Source organism: Pseudoalteromonas sp. 2CM39R, from assembly GCF_023161845.1.
Genome location: NZ_JALNTM010000034.1, coordinates 26097 through 51386, shown reverse-complemented (window position 1 = coordinate 51386; position 25290 = coordinate 26097). Strand labels below are relative to the sequence as shown.

30 protein-coding genes and 1 tRNA gene are annotated in these 25290 nt (G+C 41.8%); 12 read left to right on the top strand and 19 right to left on the bottom strand.

From position 1 onward, the window contains the following. Positions 1-113: 113 nt before the first annotated feature. From MTF66_RS36010 to murB, 4 genes are all read right to left on the bottom strand, one after another. A tRNA-Thr gene (locus tag MTF66_RS36010) sits at positions 114-189 on the bottom strand. Between the two features lie 117 nt (positions 190-306). Beyond that, positions 307-1005 (bottom strand): type III pantothenate kinase, encoded by a 699-nt coding sequence (locus MTF66_RS36005; protein WP_248530165.1) that lies wholly within the window; start codon positions 1003-1005, stop codon positions 307-309. Further along, positions 1002-1994 carry a bifunctional biotin--[acetyl-CoA-carboxylase] ligase/biotin operon repressor BirA gene (gene birA / locus MTF66_RS36000; protein WP_248530164.1) on the bottom strand — a complete coding sequence of 331 codons (993 nt, stop codon included), beginning with the start codon at positions 1992-1994 and terminating at the stop codon, positions 1002-1004. The genes MTF66_RS36005 and birA overlap by 4 nt, the downstream gene beginning before the upstream one ends. Continuing rightward, entirely contained in the window at positions 1991-3001 is a 1011-nt protein-coding gene (gene murB, locus MTF66_RS35995; RefSeq protein ID WP_248530163.1) for a UDP-N-acetylmuramate dehydrogenase, read from the bottom strand. The genes birA and murB overlap by 4 nt, the downstream gene beginning before the upstream one ends. 145 nt (positions 3002-3146) lie before the next feature. On the opposite strand from murB, the gene MTF66_RS35990 reads away from it, so the two are divergent. Further along, positions 3147-4991: a M1 family metallopeptidase gene (locus MTF66_RS35990; protein WP_248530162.1), complete on the top strand. Its 1845-nt coding sequence runs from the start codon at positions 3147-3149 to the stop codon at positions 4989-4991. A gap of 52 nt (positions 4992-5043) precedes the next feature. Here the strand turns inward: MTF66_RS35990 and MTF66_RS35985 are convergent, their stop codons facing one another. Beyond that, a complete protein-coding gene (locus MTF66_RS35985; protein ID WP_248530161.1) occupies positions 5044-5667 on the bottom strand; it encodes a DUF2057 domain-containing protein in 624 nt (207 codons plus the stop codon). Positions 5668-5772: 105 nt separating this feature from the next. Between MTF66_RS35985 and MTF66_RS35980 the strand changes: the two genes are divergently transcribed. The 8 genes from MTF66_RS35980 (at position 5773) to MTF66_RS35945 (ending at position 13398) form a co-directional block, all read left to right on the top strand. Continuing rightward, positions 5773-6144: a histidine triad nucleotide-binding protein gene (locus MTF66_RS35980; RefSeq protein ID WP_054563916.1), complete on the top strand. Its 372-nt coding sequence runs from the start codon at positions 5773-5775 to the stop codon at positions 6142-6144. A 230-nt stretch (positions 6145-6374) separates the two neighbouring features. Further along, entirely contained in the window at positions 6375-7031 is a 657-nt protein-coding gene (locus tag MTF66_RS35975) for a response regulator transcription factor (protein WP_054563917.1), read from the top strand. Positions 7032-7148: 117 nt separating this feature from the next. Then, positions 7149-9305 carry an ATP-binding protein gene (locus tag MTF66_RS35970; RefSeq protein WP_248530160.1) on the top strand — a complete coding sequence of 719 codons (2157 nt, stop codon included), beginning with the start codon at positions 7149-7151 and terminating at the stop codon, positions 9303-9305. Between the two features lie 144 nt (positions 9306-9449). Beyond that, positions 9450-9590: a DUF3149 domain-containing protein gene (locus MTF66_RS35965; protein ID WP_119852677.1), complete on the top strand. Its 141-nt coding sequence runs from the start codon at positions 9450-9452 to the stop codon at positions 9588-9590. A gap of 142 nt (positions 9591-9732) precedes the next feature. Next, positions 9733-10713: a hydrolase gene (locus MTF66_RS35960; protein WP_054563919.1), complete on the top strand. Its 981-nt coding sequence runs from the start codon at positions 9733-9735 to the stop codon at positions 10711-10713. Next, positions 10710-10967 (top strand): YheU family protein, encoded by a 258-nt coding sequence (locus MTF66_RS35955; RefSeq protein WP_054554495.1) that lies wholly within the window; start codon positions 10710-10712, stop codon positions 10965-10967. The genes MTF66_RS35960 and MTF66_RS35955 overlap by 4 nt, the downstream gene beginning before the upstream one ends. A 60-nt stretch (positions 10968-11027) precedes the next feature. After that, a complete protein-coding gene (locus MTF66_RS35950; RefSeq protein WP_248530159.1) occupies positions 11028-12221 on the top strand; it encodes a dipeptidase in 1194 nt (397 codons plus the stop codon). A gap of 292 nt (positions 12222-12513) precedes the next feature. Then, on the top strand, positions 12514-13398 hold the full coding sequence (locus MTF66_RS35945) for a hypothetical protein (protein WP_248530158.1): 885 nt from the start codon (positions 12514-12516) through the stop codon (positions 13396-13398). A gap of 199 nt (positions 13399-13597) precedes the next feature. Here the strand turns inward: MTF66_RS35945 and rpsQ are convergent, their stop codons facing one another. Genes rpsQ through rpsJ form a run of 11 tightly spaced genes read right to left on the bottom strand, consistent with a single transcriptional unit; the run spans position 13598 to position 18565 of the window. Continuing rightward, positions 13598-13855 carry a 30S ribosomal protein S17 gene (rpsQ, locus tag MTF66_RS35940; RefSeq protein WP_054552372.1) on the bottom strand — a complete coding sequence of 86 codons (258 nt, stop codon included), beginning with the start codon at positions 13853-13855 and terminating at the stop codon, positions 13598-13600. Beyond that, positions 13855-14046 carry a 50S ribosomal protein L29 gene (rpmC, locus tag MTF66_RS35935; RefSeq protein WP_054552371.1) on the bottom strand — a complete coding sequence of 64 codons (192 nt, stop codon included), beginning with the start codon at positions 14044-14046 and terminating at the stop codon, positions 13855-13857. The genes rpsQ and rpmC overlap by 1 nt, the downstream gene beginning before the upstream one ends. After that, on the bottom strand, positions 14046-14459 hold the full coding sequence (rplP, locus tag MTF66_RS35930; protein ID WP_036974208.1) for a 50S ribosomal protein L16: 414 nt from the start codon (positions 14457-14459) through the stop codon (positions 14046-14048). Before rplP ends, rpmC begins: the two co-directional genes overlap by 1 nt. Before the next feature lie 12 nt (positions 14460-14471). After that, positions 14472-15173 (bottom strand): 30S ribosomal protein S3, encoded by a 702-nt coding sequence (gene rpsC / locus MTF66_RS35925; RefSeq protein WP_054552370.1) that lies wholly within the window; start codon positions 15171-15173, stop codon positions 14472-14474. A gap of 11 nt (positions 15174-15184) precedes the next feature. Continuing rightward, positions 15185-15517, bottom strand: a complete 333-nt coding sequence (gene rplV, locus MTF66_RS35920; RefSeq protein WP_004588690.1) for a 50S ribosomal protein L22 — start codon at positions 15515-15517, stop codon at positions 15185-15187. A gap of 14 nt (positions 15518-15531) precedes the next feature. Continuing rightward, positions 15532-15810, bottom strand: a complete 279-nt coding sequence (gene rpsS / locus MTF66_RS35915) for a 30S ribosomal protein S19 (RefSeq protein WP_010376377.1) — start codon at positions 15808-15810, stop codon at positions 15532-15534. Between the two features lie 16 nt (positions 15811-15826). After that, positions 15827-16651 (bottom strand): 50S ribosomal protein L2, encoded by an 825-nt coding sequence (rplB, locus tag MTF66_RS35910; RefSeq protein ID WP_248530157.1) that lies wholly within the window; start codon positions 16649-16651, stop codon positions 15827-15829. A gap of 17 nt (positions 16652-16668) precedes the next feature. After that, positions 16669-16971, bottom strand: a complete 303-nt coding sequence (rplW, locus tag MTF66_RS35905) for a 50S ribosomal protein L23 (protein WP_054552368.1) — start codon at positions 16969-16971, stop codon at positions 16669-16671. Then, a complete protein-coding gene (gene rplD / locus MTF66_RS35900; protein WP_054552367.1) occupies positions 16968-17573 on the bottom strand; it encodes a 50S ribosomal protein L4 in 606 nt (201 codons plus the stop codon). Before rplD ends, rplW begins: the two co-directional genes overlap by 4 nt. 17 nt (positions 17574-17590) lie before the next feature. Beyond that, positions 17591-18226, bottom strand: coding sequence for a 50S ribosomal protein L3 (gene rplC / locus MTF66_RS35895; RefSeq protein ID WP_036974218.1), 636 nt, complete (start codon positions 18224-18226; stop codon positions 17591-17593). A 27-nt stretch (positions 18227-18253) separates the two neighbouring features. Then, positions 18254-18565, bottom strand: coding sequence for a 30S ribosomal protein S10 (rpsJ, locus tag MTF66_RS35890; RefSeq protein ID WP_002957900.1), 312 nt, complete (start codon positions 18563-18565; stop codon positions 18254-18256). Positions 18566-18996: 431 nt separating this feature from the next. Here rpsJ and plsB point away from each other — a divergent pair, with 431 nt between their 5' ends. Continuing rightward, positions 18997-21447 carry a glycerol-3-phosphate 1-O-acyltransferase PlsB gene (gene plsB, locus MTF66_RS35885; RefSeq protein ID WP_062564692.1) on the top strand — a complete coding sequence of 817 codons (2451 nt, stop codon included), beginning with the start codon at positions 18997-18999 and terminating at the stop codon, positions 21445-21447. Here the strand turns inward: plsB and tesB are convergent. After that, positions 21444-22301 carry an acyl-CoA thioesterase II gene (gene tesB, locus MTF66_RS35880; protein ID WP_054552365.1) on the bottom strand — a complete coding sequence of 286 codons (858 nt, stop codon included), beginning with the start codon at positions 22299-22301 and terminating at the stop codon, positions 21444-21446. The genes plsB and tesB overlap by 4 nt on opposite strands. Before the next feature lie 79 nt (positions 22302-22380). Here tesB and MTF66_RS35875 point away from each other — a divergent pair, with 79 nt between their 5' ends. Both MTF66_RS35875 and MTF66_RS35870 read left to right on the top strand, forming a co-directional pair. Further along, positions 22381-22842 carry an EVE domain-containing protein gene (locus MTF66_RS35875; RefSeq protein ID WP_058583714.1) on the top strand — a complete coding sequence of 154 codons (462 nt, stop codon included), beginning with the start codon at positions 22381-22383 and terminating at the stop codon, positions 22840-22842. 85 nt (positions 22843-22927) lie between these two features. Further along, positions 22928-23959: a cytosolic protein gene (locus MTF66_RS35870; RefSeq protein ID WP_248530156.1), complete on the top strand. Its 1032-nt coding sequence runs from the start codon at positions 22928-22930 to the stop codon at positions 23957-23959. Between the two features lie 28 nt (positions 23960-23987). Here MTF66_RS35870 and MTF66_RS35865 read toward each other — a convergent pair whose 3' ends face one another. Both MTF66_RS35865 and MTF66_RS35860 read right to left on the bottom strand, forming a co-directional pair. Further along, positions 23988-24200 carry a hypothetical protein gene (locus MTF66_RS35865; protein WP_054563926.1) on the bottom strand — a complete coding sequence of 71 codons (213 nt, stop codon included), beginning with the start codon at positions 24198-24200 and terminating at the stop codon, positions 23988-23990. 6 nt (positions 24201-24206) lie between these two features. Next, positions 24207-25271, bottom strand: a complete 1065-nt coding sequence (locus tag MTF66_RS35860; protein WP_248530155.1) for a potassium channel family protein — start codon at positions 25269-25271, stop codon at positions 24207-24209. Between the last annotated feature and the right edge of the window lie 19 nt (positions 25272-25290).

Genomic DNA, 25290 nt, shown 5'->3' with positions numbered 1-25290 from the left:
CTGGATTCGAACCAGCGAAGGCTGAGCCGTCAGATTTACAGTCTGATCCCTTTGGCCGCTCGGGAACCCCTCCACGAAAATTCTTTACTAAGTCACTTCCGGTAAAAGGAAAGTGGTGCCGACTATCCGAGTTGAACGGATGACCTACTGATTACAAGTCAGTTGCTCTACCAACTGAGCTAAGTCGGCACTGCTTTAGTACGGGGCGAGATTCTAAGGTAAGGTTTATTGTGATGCAACCATAAAATTAAAAAAAATGTGAATTTATGTGTTAAACGCTCACTATTCAGGCAAATCCCCGTATTTTTACTGCTTTATAGCTAATTCACGCCAATAATTCAGTCCTTTAAACACGAGCAAGCTGTCAAACTTAGCATCTATATATGTATCTGCTAACAATTTGCCATAACCACCAGCAAATAATAACTGACAACCCTGTTGGTTAAGATGTTGCTTTGCTTGCTCGATTGCACCGAGAGTAGCAACCATAGCGCCATTTTTTAGGCCATTTGGAGTATTACGCCCTAACTCAGTAGTAAATGAGGTTTGCTCATCATCAAACACGCGTTGCGTATTTTGGGTAAGTGATGAGGTCATTAAATCAAGGCCAGGTAAGATCCAGCCTCCTAGATGCGCGCCTTCTTTATTAAGCACATCAATTGTCGTTGCTGTACCGGCATCGATAATAATGCAGTTTTGCTCGGGATATTCTACATACGCAGCGATCACCGCGAGCCAGCGATCAATTCCTAGGTTTTGAAACTGTTGATAAGCACAGGTTAAAGTAGCAAGTTTAGCGGTCACCTCTGCTTCAAAGTAAGGAACAGCATGTTGCTGCGCCTTTGCTAATAACGGTTTAAGTAGCTCTGTGCTACCTACGCAGGCATAGACCAGCTCTGTTATTTGTAACCAAGGTAAATTGCTGAGTTCACAGGTTTGGTAATCCTTGCCATCAAACAAAACGGCTTTAATTGCGGTATTGCCAACATCCACTAATAGTTTCATAGCTCAGCCTTACGTAATGAAATTTCACCACCATAATAACTTTTCACTTCGCCATCTTGACGAATACGTACGCCACCTTGGTTATCAATCCCTTCGCAAATACCACGCCAGCTACGATGACCCGTATTGAGCTCAACACACTCGCCAGCAAATGCATTTAATTGATTCCACTGTAGATACATATCGTTTAAACCTGATTGCTGATACTGAGCTAAACGCTTTTCTAAATAAAAGCATAAATAGGCCACCAGCTTGTTTTTATCTAACCCCTGCACATGCTGACTTAAGTCAGTCCATGCTTGATCTATGTGTTGGCTAACACTTTCTGGCATATGTAAATTGATACCTATACCTATTACAAGCTGACAAGGACCTTGTGGTTGGCCATCAAGTTCAACTAATACGCCCGCTAATTTTTCACGGTTTAAGTAGATATCATTTGGCCACTTAAGCTCTACATCTAATTGATATAAGGCTTTAAGCGTATCGTAAACAGCAAGCCCAACAGCAATAGATACCCCCATAGCAGCTTGCAAACCATCATCCAAACGCCAAAAGTAACTAAAGTATAAGTTTGCGCCAAATGGAGATTGCCAAACGCGCCCACGGCGCCCTCTTCCCGCTTGCTGCATTTCTGCAACTAATACGCTTCCTGATGGCAGTGATACTTCTGTTTGCAAACGGCGCATTAACTCACTGTTTGTTGAGTCAATAATAAGCTGCACTTCAACATTAGCGGTGCTGCCACCTAACTCATTATAATGCAGACCGATCTTATCTTTGTTCAGTAAGCCTGCACTATTATTTAGGCAATACCCTTTGCCCGTAACCTTAAATATATCGAGCCCCATCTCCTGCAAAGAGTGAATATGTTTACCCACTGCTGCACGGCTAATACCGAGCTGCTCGCCCAATTGCTGACCAGAAATAAAACCACCGGTATTTAGAGCTTGTAAAATAGCGAGCTTATTTCCATCTGGCGCTTTCATGATGAAGCTCCCAATTCAATGTGGCATTCATGTTCAGCATTGATCAGGCGTACTTCGTGCTGTAAAGCAATCTGATATTTATGCCAAACCTGTTGTTGTACATGCTTTACCATGGCAATTAAGTCATCACCTGTACTATTACCGTGGTTTACTAGCACTAAAGCTTGCTGCTGATGCACTTCAATACCTGCGACCTTAAAGCTTTTTAACCCAGCTTGCTCAATCAACCACCCCGCCGCAACTTTATGGTGCCCAGCATCCACAAAGTAATGAGGTAGCTCTGGGTAGCTATTTAAAAGTAACGCAAGTTGCTCATTCCTGATCACTGGGTTTTTGAAAAAACTGCCTGCATTAGCAAGTTCACTGGGGTTTGGTAGTTTGCTGTTTCTGGTTGTGATGATTTGCTCAAATACCTGTTGTGGAGAGGGTTCTGAAAGCTGTTGCAATGGTCCATAACTCAGAACTGGCTGCCATTTTTTAGGTAGCAGTAACCCTACTTGGGTGATTACAGCTTTATTCTTCAGTGCATGCTTGAAGATAGAGTCACGATAGCCAAATTGGCATTCGCCTTTAGTTAAGCGCTTTGTGGTTTTGGTGGCAATATCAAAGTATTCGACATAACTCACAAACTTTTCAAGCTCTACACCATAAGCACCTATATTTTGCACTGGTGCAGCACCAACAGTCCCAGGTATTAAAGCAAGGTTTTCAAGCCCAGGCATGTCATTAGCAATAGTCATAGCAACTAATTGGTGCCAGTTTTCTCCGGCTGCAATGTGCAATAAAAAGCCATCGCTTTGCTGCTCTATATCTATGCCCTTCGTATTCATGTGGATCACAGAACCTTGGTAGTCAGATAAAAACACCGTATTACTGCCTTCACCCAAAATACAAAATGGCCCAGAAAAGTCTGTGCTTAAAAGTTGATTCACTTCATCAATTTGATAAAAATGCTGGCATTGGCTTGGCAAAGAAAAGGTATGAAAAGATTGCAGGGACTGAGCCACAAAACGCCTCAAAGGTTACCGGTAACTAATCGCATTAGTGTAACCTATCGTCGCAAAATACGCATTAGATTGTAAAAATCACTCAACCCACTGCACTAATCATGTTATAAAACGGGCTCTTTTTCATTTCCGTTCCAGGGTTATTATGAAGTTTAAACCATTACTTTTAAGTCTTGCTATGGCCGGTGCTTGCTCTCAAGCAACTGCAGATGCAATCAGCCAGCACACTTACGCAAACTTAGATGACGTAACAACCACTCACCTACTACTAGATTTAGATGTTGATTTTGATGACAAACAACTAGAAGGTTTTGTTGAGCACACGCTAGATTGGCACAATGCAACAAGCAAAACACTGGTACTTGATACACGCGATTTAGATATCGACAAAGTAATGTATCAAGATCAAAAAGGCAGCTGGCACAAAGCTGACTTCACCCTTGCTGCACGTGATGACGTGAAGGGCTCAAAATTAACAATTAAATTTAAAAGCCAAGCGGTTAAAGCACGTATTTACTACAACAGCCGCCCAGAAGCTTCAGGTTTACAGTGGTTAACACCAGAGCAAACAGCCAGTAAGTCACACCCATTTATGTACAGCCAATCACAAGCAATTCATGCTCGTAGTTGGATCCCAGTACAAGATACGCCAGCAATGCGCGTAACCTACTCGGCACGTATTCACACTCCTAAAGACATTCGTGCGGTAATGAGTGCTGATAACAAAGATGCACTTTATAAAGACGGCGATTACCTATTTAATATGCCACAACCAATTTCGCCATACTTAATCGCAATTGGTGCAGGTAATTTAGAATTTAAAGCCATGTCTAAGCAAACGGGTATCTTTGCTGAGCCAACAATTTTAGATGCATCAGTTGCTGAGTTTAACGATACGCAAGCGATGATCGATAAAACTAACGCGATGTATGGCGAATACGCATGGGGTCGTTATGACTTATTAATGCTACCGCCAAGCTTCCCATTTGGTGGCATGGAAAACCCACGTTTATCATTCATCACACCAACGGTTGTTGCTGGCGATAAAAGCTTAGTAAACCTAATTGCTCACGAGCTTGCTCACTCTTGGTCTGGTAACTTAGTAACTAATGCGACGTGGGAAGACTTATGGCTAAACGAAGGTTTCACGTCTTACGTTGAAAACCGCATTATGGAAGAAGTGTTTGGTCGTGACCGTGCAGTTATGGAACAAGCGCTTGATGCAGCCGGCTTACGTGCATTACTTAAAACTCTACCAGCACCAGATACGCGTCTTAACTTAAAACTTAATGGCCGCGATCCTGATGATGCATTTAGCTCAGTGCCTTACACTAAAGGTCAGCTTTTCTTAATCTATCTAGAAAACAAATTTGGCCGTGATAAGTTTGACCCATTCGTAAAGGGTTACTTTGACCAATTTGCGTTTAAGTCTCTTACAACAGCGCAATTTGTTACTTACTTAAAAGCTAACTTGATCGAAAAATATCCAGGCGTTGTGAGCATGGATAAAGTTAATGAGTGGATCTTTGAGCCTGGTTTACCAAGCGATGCTCCTAACCCAACGTCTGATGCCTTCGATAAAGTTGATGCTGAAACCAAAACATGGTTAAACGGTGAGATCAGTGCAGCCCAGTTACCAACAGCGGATTGGTCAGTTCACGAATGGCTACACTTTTTGAATAACCTACCTCGCGATTTAAGCATCGAAAAAATGACTGAGCTTGATAATCAATTCAACCTAACACAGTCAACTAATGCAGAGCGTGCTTTCGCATGGTTTATGCTAGCGGTAGGTAATGGTTATCAACCAATTTACCCAGCGCTTGATGAACACCTATCAGGCATCGGTCGTCGTAAATTAATTGTGCCACTCTATAAAGCACTTATTAAAAACGGTAAAAAAGACTGGGCGCATGATGTGTACTTAAAAGCACGTCCGGGTTACCACCCACTTGCACAAGGTACTGTTGACGACTTATTTGCAAAGTAAGTCATCAAACACAAAAAAGGCGCTGCAATCAGCGCCTTTTTTAATTATTTTATTAGTTACTTACTTTTTGTAAGAACGCACGGCGCTCTTCAGGGCTTGCTTGTTGCCACCAAAACTCAAGCATCGCAGCCGCACTTGGCATATTTTTCAAACCCGCTTGTCCGCCGGGTACTTTTGCAGGCAATGTGACAGGGACTGCAGTCGCAGGCTTGTTGCTTGTAGCAGCAACTGGGGCACTGGCTACAGCTTGTGCAGGCGCGCTAGCTGCACGATAGCTAACTATCGATAGCGGAACAGCAAGTTCACTGCCCTTGGCTTTTAAGCTTACTTGCGGTGATTCAGCAAACACTTCTGCAGCAACAGCATTACTGGCACGATTAAACACTAGGTCATAGTCTTTGCCACTCTCTACCGTAAGCTCAACCCAAAATGGCTCTGACTCAACAACTTGATGGTCATCATAACCTTGCTCGTAAAGATCGGTATATTTCATCTTCACTTGGTAGGTACCAGGAGCAAGCTCAACATCGTCAACACGACTGAAAAACGACTGTTCAATTAGGCGCTCTCCAACTTGTAAGGGTACAAACTCTTCGGGAAAGTGAATAGTCTCAGCTACACTGCTGAAACTATTAAATAGCATTAACGCACTACTCAGTAATACTAACTTACGCATGTTCACTCCTTGGTTGTTCAACTTGCGGCAGTTTCAGTTTGACACTGCAAATAAAGTTTGTCATTAGTGGACGGTCATTTAACCACATTTATAAGAGAGCTAAGTATGAGCCAAGAGACTATTTTTACAAAGATTATTAACCGAGAGATCCCTGCTGATATTGTTTATGAGGACGATCTATCTTTAGCTTTTAAAGATATTAACCCACAAGCCCCTTTTCATGTGCTGATCATCCCAAAAACGCCAATAGCGACGATTAATGATGTTACGGAGGAAAACTCAGCTTTAGTCGGTCACTTATATGTAGTTGCTGCAAAACTCGCTAAACAATTTGGCTTTAGTGAAGACGGATTTCGCGTCGTAATGAACTGTAATGACCACGGCGGACAAACTGTGTACCATATACACCTACACATGTTAGCAGGTAAAGAAATGGGCTGGCCTCCATATCAGGACAAGAAAAAAACAGCAATCTAATACTTTGATATGTAAACAAGTGTAAAAAGTAGCACAAACATATTATTTTTGGCTATAATAAATATATATCAGTTAGTTAACATATTGCGATTAGTTAACTAACTGTAATTTTTGACACAAAACAGACACAAACTGTACTTTTCCTGCACAACTCTCAGAAATTTCTAATACGAAAGGGGTGGATTGCGTGATAGGATTTAACTGTCAACTTTATTCAAGAGTGTATATATATGAGTAGTTCAGCCTTTTTATTATTAGATCCAGAGCCAATTAACACTATTGGCATTAACGTATTAGAGCCATTGTTAAAAACACAAGGACTAGCAGTGACATCTGGTACTGATATCTCTGAAGTACCAGAAGGAACACGCTTGTTATTTATTGAAACGTCAAGCACAGATCCGTGGGGCAAGTTAAAAGAGCAGCTAGTTAATTTACGATTAAAATGCGATATCGTGCTGTTTAACCTAGATGAAAATCCTGAACTTGCAAACCGTGCTCTATTAAGTGGTATTCGTGGTGTGTTTTACACAACAGATAATGCTGATGTGTTAATGAAAGGCATTCGTTTATTACTTGAAGATCAACTATGGTATCGCCGCGACATCATGTGTAATGCACTAAATCGTATGTTGCAGTTCAATAAAGACGCACTCCACAAATTGACAGATGGTGACATCGAACCGGTTAAACTTACTAAACGTGAAAAAGCAATTATCTCACTAATGAGTAAAGGTTCGAAGAATAAAGAAATTGCTGAAGACTTAAGCATCAGCCCACATACAGTTAAAACTCACTTATATAGTGCATTTAGAAAAACTAAATGTCGTAACCGTATCGAGCTATTGTCTTGGGCACAGCAGAATATTCCAGACGAAATTCGCTAAACTAAACAAAACATCCTACAAGTTAAAACAGACGCAGCCGCGTCTGTTTTTGTTTCTGGTTGCTAAACATTGTAATTGACTTTATGCTCAAACTGATTGCAAAACACCGGAAATACAATGCTCGACTCAGCCACTTTATATTACGCCAGTGCTGCCATGATGGCAGTGATGACTCTTCTTAATTACCTTACATGGCGAACCAATAATAATACTCCGGGCACCTTACTCTATATTTTCTACCCTCTAGTGATGTTTGCATCGGTAATGAGTTTTGCACTGCATGGTCATATCAATAATATTGCCAGTGTTGCTATCGCAAACACCCTACTCTTTAGTGCTTCCATTATTCATGTACTTGCGATTTGCCAATTTTTAAATGCCAAATGCGTTGGCTTTAAAACCTTTGTTGCGATAACGGTGGCACTCGCGATTACCATGATTTACCTTGCCACTGATAGCGCAGAGTTACGTAGTCGAATTTTGGTTTCTGATCTTCAGCATATAGTTGAAGCCTTGTTTTTACTGGCATTATTTATTCGAAATGGCCGTAAAAGTTACCCTAATGGCAGCATTGTCTACATTTTAATTCTCAGCATTATTCTGGCTATATTTACAGGCCGAACCTTAATGATGGGAGATGTCACAACAGCAAGCTTATTGTCAGCGGATTGGTTTAGTATCACTTTATTTATTAATGGTGTTATTGCGCCGATGTTTTATGCAACTGGTATGGCACTATTATGTAATGAACGCCGCGAACAAAACCTCAATCAGTTAGCAGAAAAAGCTCATAAAGACTTAGAAATTCGTGGTTTATTCCTATCAACTATTAGCCATGAAATACGTACACCGTTAAATGGCATTTTGGGTAGTGCACAGCTAATCATGAACCAGTCGAGTGACCCACGTGACAAACCTTATTGCGAAGCAATAATTAACTCAGCTGAGTCGCTAAACTTACTGGTAGATAAAGTACTCGATTACGCTAGCCTTGATCAGCGTGATGAAGCGCTCTACGAAGAAGACGTCGAGTTTAAAACCTGGCTCAATAACCTGTGTCTTTTACTCAGCCCTTTAGCAGAGCAAAAACATTTAAAGTTTGAACTTATATACAACTTGCCCGATCAAGCATGTTATTACTGCGACCAACAAAAGCTCAGACAAGTTATTATTAACTTAGTAGGTAATGCGATTAAGTTTACCGACCAAGGAGCCGTAAAAATCCAAGTAAAATTGCTCAATGAAGGGCAATTAGATCACCTTGTTCGCATTAGTGTTATTGACTCAGGACCTGGTATTGAAGATGAAGAAATTGCATACCTGACAGAACCTTATGTTCAAAGCAGCGCAGGTAAAGAAAAAGGTGGTACAGGCCTTGGCTTAGCAATCACCAGCCGCTTACTGGAAAAGTTAGGCAGCAAGCTCAATATTGAGAGTGAACTTAATAAAGGCAGTACTTTCAGCTTTGATATTCCACTTGCCATTGGCGAGCTTAGCCTTGTTGAACAGCGCCACCAATCAAAAGATTATGTTACTGGCCTAGACGTGTTATTAGTTGAAGACCTCGATTTAAATCAGAAAATTGCCATTGAGTTCATGGCAGATGATGAGCACAAAATTAAGCTGGCAAAAGATGGGACAAGTGCCATTGAATTGATGCAAAAACATCATTTTGATGTGGTGTTACTCGATATGAACTTGCCTGATTTAACAGGCCAAGAAGTGCTGAAAAAGCTAAAAAATATCGACCATTTAAACCAGCGAACCCCGGTGTTAGCGTTCACCGCGAGCCTTAGCCCTGATGAAATAAAAGAATACTTAGCACTTGGCATCAAAGATATTGTTGGCAAACCAATTAAGCAACAAAAACTACGCCAAGCACTTAGTGATTCACAAAGTAATCAAGCAGCAAGCATTGCTGTTGAGCTGCGCGATACACTCTATGATGAAACAGCCGCAGCAACTCTTGTCAGCTCATTCAGTGAAGACGAAGTGTCATCGATTTACAACGAATTTGTATTGTCAGCCAGAAACAAACTGATCCGCTGCCAACAGCTCGTCGAGGGTGATAAAGAGCAGTGCATCAAGCTACTGCACCGCCAAGCCAGCACCGCTTTACAACTAGGCTTTAACCGCTATGGTTTAGAGCTTAAGAAAATCGAGCGCAAACTGCTCGACAACAAGCCTTTAAAGGAATCACTTACCGACGCATTAGTCCTATGGCAAGAAAGCCTACAAGCCTACTTAAAGCATGTTAGAAGTGAATTAGCATAGGAGCTCCGAACTCCCCAAATAAATTTGATCCAAATCAACTATTAAATCGCCTTATTTAGCATCAGGAAAATAGCTTGATCTGGATCATATCAGCCGCCCTCAAGCCAGCCTATGATTAACTCATAGACATTAGGAGGCACAACCATGAACGTATTCTTCAGAGATTTTTTTAGCGACCCAGTTTTATTTATGTCATTCGGCATTTTGGCAGTTGTTATCGTTTTATGCCTTTTCTATGTTGGTTTCTTCATTAAGAAAATACACGACGCAGAAGTTCCTAAGTAAGAATTAAGCACGACGCACAAAGCCCCTATCCAATTTATTGTTTAGGGGCTTTTTATTTGCAGTTAGCTAAAACCCTGTAGCTGTTCTCAAAAAGCAAAAACTTGCTACAATAGGCGCTTATTTTGTTTCGAAAGTGTCAGCTATGTTACCTGAGTTTAAGCCTGCGTGGTGGATGCGCAATCGCCATTTACAAACCATAATGCCGCGCTTTTTTCGCCCTTTTCATAATACCCGCTACGACTTATCGACAATCGATACTCCAGATGGCGACTTTTTAGAACTGGCTTGGGCAACACCTCATAACGAGCAAGCACCCCTCGCTATTGTATTGCATGGTTTAGAAGGCAATATAAACAGCTTTTATGCTAAAGGCATGATGAAAAAGCTTAAACAACAAGGCTTTGCTGTTGTATTGATGCATTTTCGAAACTGCTCGCGCGAAGTTAACCGTTTAGCACGTGCTTATCACAGCGGCGAAACAGAAGACCTGCGCTTTTTCATCAACCACCTTAAGAGTAAATTTCCAAAACGTCCGTTATTTGCCGTGGGCTTTTCGTTAGGTGGTAATGTACTGGCAAAGTATTTAGGTGAGCAAGGTACTAAATCGAACTTAACAGGCGCAGCCGTTGTGTCTGCACCATTTGACTTGTCATCATCTTGCGAAGTTATTCGCAAAAGCTTAGGTAAGATTTATCAAAAGTATTTGCTCGACCGTATGAAAAAGTCGATGCAAAGAAAGCTGCCACAAATCGAACAGCAAATTAGCCTAACGCCAGAAAAGCTCATGGCGATTGATGACTTATGGCAATTCGATAATATGCTCACGGCACCATTGCATGGCTTTGCCGGTGCTGAAGATTACTATCAGCAAGCGAGTGCAAAACCATTTTTAAAAAGCATTGCAACACCTACGCTGATTGTGCACGCAAAAGATGACCCGATGTTATCAATAAAAGCCGTGCCAGATAGCTTAGATGTGAGTGAACATGTTACGCTGCGCATCTCAGAACAAGGGGGCCATGTCGGATTTATTAGCGGTAAAAACCCTTTTAAGCCCGAATATTGGCTTGAACGAATTGTTCCTGAGTATTTTCAACAATTAGTTAAAAAAGAGCAGTTATGATCATTCCCCACGAACGCCTCGATAAAGAGACTCTGTATAATTTAATCGAAAGTTATGTTTTACGTGAAGGCACTGATTACGGCGAACAAGAATTTAGCATTGAAAGCAAAGTAGCGCAGGTTCATCAACAGCTTAAAAATGGTGAAGCCATGGTGTTTTTTTCTGAGTTACATGAGTCAGTTACGATTATATCTAAAGCTGAATTCATTGCTCTACAAGCTGACCCAGAGTACCAAGCGTCGTTTAACGACTAAACTTGTAAGTTACACTGTAACCCTTCACAATGGCTTTTTAACTTAAAGAGCCATTAAAAAATGAAAAAACTAAGCTCACTGGTTGCTGCAGTTTCTTTGGCCTTAATTGGTCAAGCAAATGCAGATCAGGTTACTGCATCAGATAAAGCCATTAAACTGGCAAAAGACACTATTTTAATCGATACCCATATCGATGTGCCTTACCGTATTCATAATAAGTGGGCTGACGTAACCAAAGCTACAAGCGACGGTGACTTTGATTATCCGCGTGCTGTGCAAGGTGGTTTGAACGCTCCTTTCATGTCAATTTACATTCCTGCAAACCTAGAATTTGAAGGCAAAGGTAAAAGCTATCAATTAGCAAATCAGCTAATCGATTCTATGGAAGCCATTGTGCAACGCGCACCAAGTAAATTCGCTATTGCTGACTCAACTGCCGATATTAAAGAGCAGTTTAAACAAGGTAAAATGTCGATTGCTATGGGCATGGAAAACGGCTCACCTATCGAAGGCGACATTAAAAACCTTAAGCACTTTTATGAGCGTGGCGTACGTTACATCACGCTAGCTCACTCGCAGAGTAACCACATTTCTGATTCATCTTATGATATTCGTCGTAAGTGGAAAGGCCTGAGCCCATTTGGTAAAGAGCTGGTAAAAGAAATGAACAACATTGGTATGCTGGTTGATGTTTCGCATATTTCTGATGATGCGTTTTACCAAGTGATGGAAATTTCAAAGGTACCCGTGATTGCTTCACACTCGTCACTGCGTAAATACACCCCAGGCTTTGAGCGTAATATGAATGACGACATGCTGTTAGCACTTAAAAAGAATGGTGGTGTTATTCAAATTAACTTCGGCTCAAGCTTTGTTACAGCAAAGGCTGGCTCTTGGTACGATCAACTTAAATCAGCAAAGGCTGAAAAGAAAAAAGACGGTACTAAGCTAAGCAAAGATTTTGATGCTGCTTATCGCGCTAAAAACCCGTTTCCATTTGCAAGCTTAGAACAAGTACTTGATCACATTGACCATGTAGTTGAGCTAATTGGTATCGATTATGTGGGTATTGGCTCAGATTACGATGGTGTAGGCGACTCTCTACCTACTGGCTTAAAAGATGTATCTAGCTATCCTAACCTAGTGCAAGGTCTAATGGACCGTGGTTATAGTGATAAAGACATCAAAAAGATTTTAAGTGGTAATATGCTACGTGTATGGCAACAAGCTGAAGCATACGCAAGAGCTCATTAATCGACCTAAACTCTATTTAAAAGCGCAACTAACTAGCTGCGCTTTTTGTTTTTATCATCATAATACCAATCCGCAATAATACTTAATCATTTTGAGGGATTAAACCTGTCGCTATCTGCGTTAAAAATTTCTGATTTAGAACAACTAAATAACGAAATTTTTGCCTTGCTATCAACGAGGTTTTATTGCCTCAAAATAGATCACTTAATTAAGCGAATTGGTATAAGTAATTGATAATACAAATAGCTTGTTTTAATCTGCTGATATTACAAAGCAACTTGGATGATGTGATATGTCGACTTGGCAAGGGAATACTGCGCTGGCATTTGCAAGCATTGCGTTGGGCTTATCAATTTATAGCTACACAAAAGCAAACTCGACTGACAAGCCTATAGTTATTCAGCAAGCAAAACCTAATTTAAAAGAGTTAGCCATTCCAGAGCAAGACAGAGAAAATCTAGTCGCCTTACATGGCTATATTTTAGATCTCGAAACACGCATTCACGAGCTTGAAAATCAAGCGCCAACAATTGATCCTGAGCGACTTTCCTCATTAGTTAAACAAGCAATGGAGCAGCAAGAAAAAGAGCGACGAGTCGAAATCGAAAAAAGAAATCCAGCGCTTGGCTGGCTAAGTAATTTACCTGATGACTACCGCGAACGCATCAAAGCAGACCCACAATATGCCGACAGCTCAATAAATGAAGCACTTGCCACCTTACTGAATTTAAGCAAATCAGAAAATGAGCGCTTAGCAGCCTACGGGCAACTAAAAATGACCCTAAGCATGCTCAGACGCGACTTGGACGACAGCCAAGCAAATGCAGTAATCGATGCCATGATAAGTATTAGCGAATACACAAACGATCCTAAAATTCGTGTCAGTACATTAGAGAATTTATCCCGCCAAAATAACGTCTCACCTAAGCTCGCTGAGCATTTTCAAAAACTGTTACAAACTGATGATAATGATTATGTTCGCAATATTTCTGCCACAGCCCTCATTGGCCAATTTTTCCGCGCCACAAGAGACGGCAACAATAGTTATGCCAGTGATTTAGCAGAACGAATTACCATTCTTGAGAATAGCAGTAATGCAAAGGTTGCCAAAATCATGGCTGAAAACCTAAAAGGCCCACGGTTAAGAGAAGAGATAGATAAAGCGTTGGGGAAATGATTGAAGGTGCTAGGTGCTAGGTGCTAGGTGCTAGGACAAACTAAACCCAGTTTAACCTGAAGTAACTTTTCTTACACTGAAATGAAAGCCCCTTCTCGATCTAATCTGACGTCTGACAGCTGAAAGCTTCCAGCTATTTTTAAAAACAAAAAGCCCCAGCAGATGCCGGGGCTTTTTAGTAAGGAAACTTAATTAAAAATTAAGCTTTCTTTGGACGCTCAACAACGTCTACTAAAGTCCAAGACTTAGTCTTAGAAATAGGAGCACACTCAGAAATAGTAACTACGTCACCAGTTTGAGCTGTGTTGTTTTCGTCATGTACGTGTAGTTTAGTCGTACGTTTGATGAATTTTCCATATACTGGATGCTTCACGTAACGTGCGATAGCAACAGTGAAAGATTTATCCATCTTGTCGCTGATTACACGGCCTTGAAGAGTACGGATTTTATCGCTCATTATTGACCTGCCTTCTGGTTAATAACTGTTTTTACACGCGCGATATCGCGACGTACTGTTCTTAGCGTGTGTGTCTGAGCTAACTGACCAGTGCTTGCTTGCATGCGCAGGTTGAACTGCTCACGAAGAAGTCCTAGAAGTTCAGCATTTAGCTCTTCTACGCTTTTGTCTTTTAGTTCGCTAGCTTTCATTACATCACCGTCCGAGTTACGAAAGTTGTTGTGAATGGTAATTTACGCGCTGCAAGGTTAAATGCTTCACGAGCAAGCTCTTCAGAAACACCTTCCATTTCGTAAAGTACTTTACCAGGTTGAATTTCAGCAACCCAATATTCAACAGAACCTTTACCTTTACCCATACGAACTTCTAATGGTTTGTTCGTAATTGGCTTATCTGGGAATACACGAATCCAGATTTTACCTTGACGCTTTACGTGACGTGTCATAGCACGACGAGCTGCTTCGATTTGACGAGCAGTCATACGGCCACGGCCAGTAGCTTTCAAACCGAAAGTACCGAAGCTTACTTTGTTACCGTTTTGCGCTAAACCGCGGTTGCGGCCTTTGTGCATTTTACGGAATTTTGTACGTTTTGGCTGTAACATTACTCGCTACCTCTACTTAGCACTTTTTTTGGCTTTCTTTGGCGCGCGTTTAGCTGGCTTCTCTTGCTCTTGTACTAGTGGTAAACCACCAATAACTTCGCCTTTGAAGATCCAAACTTTAACACCAATGATACCATAAGTGGTTAAGGCTTCAGAAGTTGCGTAGTCGATATCAGCACGAAGAGTATGTAGAGGTACACGACCTTCACGATACCATTCTGAACGTGCGATCTCAGCACCGCCAAGACGACCGCTAACTTCAACTTTGATACCCTTTGCACCAATGCGCATTGCATTTTGTACCGAACGCTTCATAGCGCGACGGAACATAACACGACGCTCTAGCTGTGACGCAATACCGTCAGCTACTAGTTGTGCATCAAGTTCAGGCTTACGAACTTCAGCGATATTAATCTGAGCCGGAACACCTGCAATCTTAGTTACTGCTTGACGTAGTTTTTCAACGTCTTCGCCTTTTTTACCGATAACAACACCAGGACGAGCTGTGTGAATTGTTACACGGATAGATTTAGCTGGACGCTCGATAACGATTTTAGACACAGAAGCCGCTTTTAATTCCTTAGTAAGGAAAGTACGTACTTTGTGATCGCCAAAAAGCTGATCAGAGAAATCTTTTGAATTCGCGTACCAGGTAGAAACCCAAGGTTTAGAGATACCTAGGCGAATACCAGTAGGATGAACTTTTTGTCCCATTACTTATACTCCTAGCTATCTGAAACCACAACAGTGATGTGGCTTGTACGCTTAAGGATGCGGTCTGCGCGTCCTTTAGCACGTGGCATAATACGCTTCATTGTTGGACCATCGTCCACAAAGATCGTAGTTACACGAAGCTCATCAATGTCAGCACCTTCGTTATGCTCTGCGTTAGCAATAGCAGACTCAAGTACTTTTTTAACTAATACAGCCGCTTTTTTAGGGCTGTACGCCAGGATTTCTAGAGCGCGATCAACCGGAAGTCCGCGGATCTGATCTGCAACTAGACGTGCTTTTTGCGCCGAACCAGAGGCGAATTTATGTTTAGCTAATGCTTGCATTTATCATTCCCCTCTTAACGTTTCTTCGCTTTCTTATCCGCAGCGTGACCGCGGTAAGTACGAGTTGGTGCAAATTCACCTAGTTTGTGACCGATCATTTCGTCTGTGATGAACACAGGAACGTGCTGACGACCATTATGGACAGCGATGGTCAATCCGATCATGTTAGGTATGATCATTGAACGACGGCTCCAAGTTTTAATTGGCTTCTTGTCACCGCTTTCCAACGCTTTCTCTACCTTCTTCAGCAAGTGTAGGTCAATAAAAGGACCTTTCTTGAGAGAACGTGGCATGGCTATTCCTCAACTATTATTTAGTACGACGACGTACGATAAATTTATCAGTACGCTTGTTCTTACGTGTCTTAGCACCTTTAGTCGGCTTACCCCATGGAGACACAGGATGACGACCACCAGATGTACGACCTTCACCACCACCGTGCGGGTGATCTACCGGGTTCATGGCAACACCACGAACTGTCGGACGGATACCACGCCAGCGATTTGCACCAGCTTTACCTAGTGAACGAAGCATATGCTCAGAGTTGCCTACTTCACCAAGTGTTGCGCGACAGTCAGCTGGAACTTTACGAACTTCGCCAGAACGAAGACGTAGAGTCACGTATTGACCTTCACGAGCAAGGATTTGAACGTATGCACCAGCAGAACGTGCGATTTGCGCGCCTTTACCTGGTTTTAATTCTACGTTGTGAACAGTCGAACCTACAGGTATGTTACGCATTGGTAACGTGTTACCAGCTTTGATTGGTGCATCAATACCAGATTGGATTGAATCACCAGCTTTTAAACCTTTAGGTGCAATGATGTAACGACGCTCACCGTCTGCATATAATACAAGAGCGATGTTTGCGCTACGGTTTGGATCATACTCTAGACGCTCAACAACAGCTGGAATGCCATCTTTAGTGCGTTTAAAGTCGATTACACGGTAATGATGCTTATGACCACCACCGATATGACGAACCGTGATACGACCTTTGTTATTACGACCACCAGACTTAGAGTTTTTCTCTAGTAGTGGTGCGTAAGGTTTACCCTTATGTAGATCTGGGTTAACCACTTTAACCAGGTGACGACGACCCGCAGAAGTTGGTTTACACTTTTGAAGTGCCATAATTCTAACTCCCCTTATTACTCGGCGCCGCCGACAAAGTCTAGCTCGCTACCTTCTTTAAGAGTAACGTAAGCTTTCTTCCAGTCTGAACGACGACCGAAACGCATGCCAGTACGTTTTGTTTTACCCTTAACGTTTAGTGTGCGAACACCAGTTACTTCTACTTCAAAAAGCTTTTCTGCTGCAGCTTTGATTTCAGCTTTAGTTGCATCAGAAGCTACTTTGAAAACAATCGTGTTGTTCTCTTCAGCAGCGATAGTGCTTTTTTCAGAGATGTGTGGAGCAAGGATCACTTTTAAAAGACGTTCTTCACGGATCATGCTAGCGCCTCCTCAAGTTGCTTAACAGCAGCAGCTGTAATAAGTACCTTATCGAAAGCGATTAGGCTTACAGGATCGATACCAGCTACATCACGCGTGTCAACCTTGTATAGGTTACGTGCCGATAAGAAAAGATTCTCATCTACTTCTTCAGTCACGATTAGAACATCTTTAAGCTCAAGTTCTTTAAGCTTAGAAACTAGTTCTTTAGTTTTTGGTGCTTCAAGACCAAACTGCTCAACAACGATTAAACGCTCTTGACGAACTAATTCAGATAAGATGCTTTTGATCGCACCGCGGTACATTTTACGGTTTACTTTTTGGCTGTGATCTTGTGGTTTAGCTGCGAAGCTAACGCCACCTGAACGCCAAATTGGGCTACGAATTGTACCAGCACGTGCACGGCCAGTACCTTTTTGAGACCATGGTTTTTTACCACCACCGCTAACTTCAGAACGTGTCTTCTGAGCACGAGTACCTTGACGAGCACCTGCTGCGTAAGCAACAACTACTTGGTGTACTAATGCTTCGTTAAACTCACGTCCAAAAGTAGCTTCAGAAACTTCAAGAGCGCCAGAAGCGTCTTTAATTGCTAATTCCATCACTAAATCTCCAGGACTTATGCTTTAACAGCTGGTTTAACGATAACGTCACCGCCGATAGCGCCAGGTACTGCACCTTTAACTAAAAGCAAGTTACGCTCAGCGTCAACGCGAACTAGTTCTAAGTTTTGAGTCGTTACACGCTCAGCACCCATGTGACCGGCCATTTTCTTACCTTTAAACACCTTACCAGGTGATTGGTTTTGACCGATTGAACCAGGAGCACGGTGAGATAGAGAGTTACCGTGAGTAGCGTCTTGCATGCTGAAGTTCCAGCGCTTAACACCACCTTGGAAACCTTTACCTTTAGAAGTACCGGTTACGTCAACTTTGTTGATTTCGTTGAATAATTCAACAGTAAGCTCAGCGCCTACTTCAAAATCGCCTTCACCACCATTTAGGCGGAATTCCCACAGACCGCGACCCGCTTCAACACCAGCTTTAGCGAAGTGACCCGCTGCTGCTTTGTTTACACGGCTTGCTTTTTTAGTGCCTGCGGTTACTTGAAGCGCGTTATAACCGTCAGTTGCTTCAGATTTGATCTGAGCAATGCGGTTAGGTGTCGCTTCGATAACTGTCACAGGGATAGATACACCATCTTCAGTGAAGATACGTGTCATACCCACTTTACGACCGACTAGACCTAATGCCATTTTCCTAAAACCTCTCTAATCTTCCGATTAACCCAGGCTGATTTGAACATCAACACCAGCAGCAAGATCTAAACGCATTAGAGCGTCAACAGTCTTGTCAGTTGGTTCTACGATGTCGATCAGACGTTTATGGGTGCGGATTTCGTACTGATCACGCGCGTCTTTGTTAACGTGCGGTGAAGTTAGTACAGTAAAACGTTCAAAGCGTGTAGGTAGTGGGATTGGACCACGTACTTGTGCGCCAGTGCGTTTCGCAGTTTCCACGATTTCCGCCGTTGATTGGTCAATCAAACGGTGGTCAAAAGCTTTTAGGCGAATACGAATGCGTTGATTTGACATTCTTAAACCTCAATATAAAGAGCATTTAAAAAGAGCATAAAAAAACGACCGAAACAATCTTAATAACTAAGATGTCGGCTGCTTTCTTATATCTACGATGAATTCCAAATCGGAATTCCTGTTTATTAGCTTGAAATCCAAGCTTAATCTTTCCTTCCAAGTTCCCGAGGGAATTTTGAAAGCCTGCGTATTATAGATAGATTGGTGATAAATGCAACAACTATTTTGAAAATCTCAAAGGTCTAAATTAAATTTTGTTTAATTTTCGAACTTTATCAATAACATTAGCGTCTTTAAATTATACTTGTGCGAGTAAAGAGGCTAGAAAATCGCTTTTAAATGGTCAGTCCAGTTAATAATTGTTATTCTATGCCGCTTATTTTTGACCACACTCGGTCTATTTAATATCTACTAATAACTTTGGTGAGTTGATGCGTATCATTAATCGTTGTTTAAATTTCATTTCTGCCGGTATGAACCGCTTGTTTGTAAAAAGTAAGGTACTGCCAGAAAATCCGATTGAACAATACAATCTAAACCCAGCCAACCCTACTTTTTATATTGTTAGGTTAAATGCACGCTCTGATTTAGCGGCACTGGCAAGGGTATGTAAAAAATACGGCTTACCTAACCCGACCGAAGAGCAGTTATTAGGTAATGCAGAACTTGATCGCTTTATAGGTATTCAAAACCCACCACCGCTATTTGGTAATAAAAGCAAACCAAGCAATGCCCTGCAGCAAGGCAAACAAATTATTGACCACCTGATGCAATCAGGTGAGAAAAACGTCCAAGTGATCCCGGTGACTATTTTATGGGGCCGAAACCCAGGCAAAGAAAAGCCTGGTTTAGGTACTTTGGTGTCTCATTCATTAACACCCAGCTGGTTTCGTAAATTCTTTGTGTTGCTATTTTCTGGGCGCGATAATTTTATCCGCTTTAGTCAGCCGCTCGATTTATCGTTATTGGTCAATGAAAAAGCTGAGGTTGATGAGCTACCGCATAAACTATTACGTGTAGCCCGCGTGCACTTTCGTCGTCAAAAATTGGCAGCGACAGGCCCGAAAATGCCATCACGTGAGCAGCTATTTAATTCGCTACTTGCCTCACCAACAATAAAAAAAGCAATTCAAATAGAAGCGAAAGAAAAAAACATCAGCCAAGAGCAAGCTCGCCAAAATGCGCTGAAGCTACTTGATGAGATTGCCGCCAATTATAGCGATGCCACCATTCGTGTTGCAGACCGTATTTTAACTTGGCTGTGGAATAAGCTTTATAACGGGATTGATATTAAGTTTTCTGAGCAGGTGCATGAGCTTACAGATAAAGGCCACGAAATTATCTATATGCCATGTCACCGATCGCATATGGATTACTTATTGCTGACCTATTCTATTTACCATTTAGGGTTAGTTCCGCCACATATCGCTGCGGGTATTAACTTAAACTTCTTCCCAGCAGGGGGGATTTTCCGTCGCAGTGGTGCTTTCTTTATTCGCCGCTCATTCGCGGGCAATAAACTGTATTCGTCAGTATTTAAAGAGTACCTGAGCCAGTTATTTATCAAAGGTTATTCAGTAAAGTTTTACACTGAAGGTGGTCGTAGCCGTACTGGTCGCTTGTTACCGCCAAAAACAGGTATGCTCGCTATGACATTACAAGCTATGTTACGCGGCATTGATCGCCCTATTTCGATTGTGCCTGTATACATTGGTTATGAGCACGTAATGGAAATTAATACTTACTTAAAAGAGCTTGCCGGTAACGATAAAAAAGGTGAGTCGGTATTAGGTATCTTTAAAGCAATTAAAAACCTGAAAAACTATGGTCGTGGTTATTTAAACTTTGGCGACCCTATATCGATAAACCAATACCTCAATGATCAACAACCTGATTGGCGAGAATCGATCCACCCAACCGACGTGCAAAAACCACAATGGCTTGGACCGCAGGTCGCTAACCTCGCTGATAAGGTAATGGTTAATATTAATAGCGCCGCTGCACTCAATGCAGTGAATCTACTTGCGATGATTTTACTGGTAAATGATAAGCACGCGTTAAGTAAACCTAAGCTGATTGCTCAGCTAGAGTTTTATTTACATTTACAGCGTAGCGCAAGCTACAGCGAAAAGGTGACCACACCAGACGAAAGCGCCGAGCAGCTATTAGAGCATGCACTTAAACTTAATAAGTTTGATGTGATAAGTGACGAGTTTGGTGAAATTATCGCGATTAACGATAAAGAAAAAACACTATTCAACTACTACCGTAATAACGTGTTGCACTTATTTGCAGTACCGAGCTTATTGGCGCTGCATTTATTCAAAGCACATCAAACTACCATGGCTGATTGCCAAGCCTTGATTGCACGTTTTTATCCGTTGTTTGCCAAAGAGTGGTTCTTACACGAGCTAGATGAAAACTACATTACTCGCGTACTCGCAAGCTTCGTTGATCAAGACCTGATTGAAATTGATGGCGATAATATCAAGATCACTAACAGCAACGATTGCTTAGCGAAACTCGAAATGCTCGGTCGTGCCCTAAGCTTAACACTACAACGCTACGCTATCGTGGTTGGTTTTATTCAAACTAGCAGTGGTATTGAGCGTGAAGAACTTGAACATGAAAGCCAAGTGTTAGCAGAGCGCTTAGGCACCTTGCACGGCATTAAAACCCCTGAGTTCTTCGACAAAAAAGTACTTATTGGTTTTATTTCAAGCTTGCGAGAGCAAAAGCTAATTACCGAAACAGAGCAAGGCCTAACGGGCAGCAATGAGCTGTGTGAAGTGTATTTATATCTTAAAGCATTGCTGCCAGCACGGGTCTGGCAGTCAATTGACGATATAGTGCAAAGCCAAGCTCAGCACGTAAAAGATTAACGCTGACGCATGACCCCTTCTTGGATCGTTGAGGCAACCAAATTGCCTTGACGGTCAAAGAACTGACCTCGCACCAAACCACGACCCGAGCTCGCACTTGGGCTATCAATCGAATATAAAATCCAATCGTCTAGTCTAAACGGGCGGTGAAACCACATTGCATGGTCAATTGTTGCAACCTGCATATTCGGCTGCATAAACGATACGCCGTGCGGCTGTAATGCAGTTGGTAAAAATTCAAAGTCAGATGCGTACGCAAGTAAGTAATTATGAATGCGCTGATCGTCAGGCATCTCGCCATTAGCTTTAAACCAAATATGCTTAACTGGCTCCATCACTTGTGGTTTGAATGGGTTATGAAAAGTCACAGGGCGCATTTCAATTGGCACTTCACGAATGAACTTATTTCGAATTGGTTCAGGAATAAGCTCTGCATTTGCTTGGTAAAATTCAAGCGATGACTTTAGTTCTTCAGGCTGAGGTACATCAGGCATCTGCGCTTGGTGTGATAAGCCCTCTTCTTCACCTTGGAAAGAAGCAGTCATGTAAAAAATCGGCTTACCATATTGAATTGCTTTTACACGGCGAGTACTAAAACTTTTACCATCACGGATATTCTCTACATCATAGACAATCGGCTTTGCAGCATCACCTGGGCGCAAAAAGTAAGAGTGTAAAGAGTGAACAATACGACCTTGTGGTAATGTTTCTTTTGCAGCAGATAGGGCTTGGCCCATTACTTGGCCGCCGAATACAGCTCTAAACCCTAAATCTTGGCTTTGCCCGCGATATAAGCCTTGCTCTATCTCTTCTAACGACATTAATGACAGTAGGTCATCTAATACTTGGCTCATTTATTTATCCTCAATCCCGACAAGCGTTTAATGATACTATAGACTAATTGGAAGTAAATCTTTGTAAGAGCACCTTATTATGGCTTATTGGCTTTTTAAAACCGAACCCGATGCATTTTCAATTGATGATCTAAAAAACGCACCTGAGCAAACCTCTATGTGGGATGGCGTGCGGAATTATCAAGCTCGCAACTTTCTTCGCGATGGTATCAAGCACGGTGACTTGGTGATGATTTATCATTCAAGTTGTAAACAGGTGGGTGTTGCAGGTATCGCTTTGGTGACTCGCGAAGCCTATGCCGACCCAACACAGTTTGATTTAAATAGCGATTACTACGACGCCAAAGCAACCGCTGATAACCCGCGCTGGTTTGTGGTCGATGTGCAATACCAATCACACCTTAAAAAGCTAGTTAGCCTGCAAGCGATTAAAGCCAATCACTCAATTACCGAAATCGCCCTTAAAAAAGGTGGCCGATTGTCAGTAATGCCAGTCACCGAACATGACTGGCAACAGATCATAGCAATGAGCGAAAGCTAAGATTCTAAAATGGAAGCCATTTTTAATTAGCTGCTATTTTTGCTATAATTTTGCCCCTTTATTTTAGAGGTAACGTGGGGGATGTATGAAATTATTGTATTGGTTAGAGGAATGGACCAACCTCCAACGCGATGAGCAACAAAGCCTTGTCCCTATGACTGGCGGTGATTTGCTCGGCGATGTTTATGTGAAATACCATATCATTGATGCCAATAAGCCCCTGCTAATTACCTTCTCTCCTGCTGGAACAAATTATCAAGAGCATGATATTAATGATGATTTTTCGCCTTGGGCTTATAAGCTCGCGAAAAAGCAAGATGTAAATATCATCGCCTTTCAACATTTAGGCATTAGCAACTGGTTTAGGCACCGTAATCTGTTGTTTTTCATTGAGCAGCTAGCACCACTGATTGGCGGCTTCAAAGAACGATTAGGCTACGGTTTGAGCCGAGGAGGCTTTGCCGTTGGCGCCTTTGCCAATCTATTAAAGCTTGATAAAGTTTTACTCTTTCACCCTGTTAGCACAAAAAATAAAGAAAAAGCGCCATGGGATGATCGTTCAAGTACCGACATCGCGCAAAAATTTGATTGGAACGGTGATTACCACGATTTAGATTTAGGTCATGCAAAGGGTTATATTATTTACGACCCAACTAATCGCATCGACCGAGCTCATGCTAAACGCTACCCTCAACTAACCCATTTACGCGTGTTTGGTATGGGTCATAGTATTCATGCAACATATTTAAATAAGTTTGGTTTTTATAAAGATGTTGCTGTTGATTTTATTAGCCACCAGCAAGTTGATATAGCTCAGTTCCGCCAGCAAACAAAAACGCTGCGCTTTAAAGAAGACTATTATCGTCGCCTAAATAAGGCAAATAAGAGTTCACCACATCGATTAGCCTTACTGAGCACCGCGCATACAATTTTAGCTGAAGAAAAAGCTGAGCATATACAAGAGCAAAAGAATGCAATTGATGTGCAACCGCTGATTGATGTTGCAATCAAACATCAAGATGAACACCCAAACGATGCTATTAAGGTCTTAGAAGTGGCTCAGCAACTCTCACCCGATGATCCTGTGATAGATCATAAACTAAAACAGTTGAAGTGATACAGCTGCTGTAAGCTTAAGGTGTAAGTTAACCCTTAGGTTTTACTTTACGGTGTTTTTTGACCCGCCCGTGTTTAGGGATGATTGTTAAATACATTACCAAAGCTAACCACGAAAAGAAGATGATACCTATTAACCAAGCATTCTTTTCGTGGCCTTGTGTGCGTTTACTATTGAGCACAATGACCACAGGTAAAATGTAGGCACTGAGTACAATAATTAAAAACACAACTTCATTCATAGCTCATCAAACCAACGCAGACCAATCAACTTCGTCACTCAAAACACGCTCCGCAGCAATATAATGCAAAATATCTCCCTCACTTACTACATAATCAAGTGGCGGGTTTAAGTCCATATTTTTTGCACTCAAATTATGTGCAACACCCAGCAGTATAGCATCGTGACTATATTTAAAGTGATGAAACAGCTTGCCAAATTCCATTGCTTGCACGCCTTTTGGGATAGGTAAACTAAACTGAGTATCCCCATGTAGTGTCGATAACAGCTCTTCTTGCACACGACTTGAACCTGGGTCTTGCATTGAACGCACTAATATCTCGGCTGATTTGGCACTGCTACATTCAACATTGTGGCAATGCTCATGTAGCATTTCGATTTTAGTTTCATCATCAAAGTGCGCACTAATGTGGCACTGTTCATTGACCAACTTGCTAATGCGCAGGGCTGTTGTAAACGTTTGGTCATCGTCTTGGCCATCAATGATAACTTTGTCGGCGCGATCAATGGCAATTCTTTTCAACTCATCTAAATCAGTAAAGCTACTTAGACGAGCAAAATCAACCATTGGATTTGCTAAAAACGGATGTTCCATTTGTTCAGTAACCGCCAATAAAATACGACGATCTAAGCGTTTATGATCGGCCAAGATATAGTCAACCATCTTTTTAGTACGTGTATCGTGCCAACCAAAGATAATAATGTGATTGTTTATATGTGCGAAACTTTTATCACCCGTCATAGCGCGCCTAATTAAATAAGTTACTGTTTGCCCTGTTTTTCCTAACAGAACGCCAAATAATGCTAAACCAAAAGGTATTTGCAGTAATGCGACGATCCAACGGCCAAGCTCAGTGCTAGCACTAAAATCGCCATAGCCAACTGTAGATGTAGTTACTACATAATAATAAAAATAAGTACTAAGTGGTGTGAGCGCTTGCTCTCCTGCAAGCATAAGCAGCCACCAAATAAGTAACATATGCAAAAGCGTAGTAAATACCACAGCCTGCCAACTTACTTGATCAATGTGACTGCGAATAAGTACCACTAAACGATTAAATATATGATGCATAATCCTTGCGATTTATAGT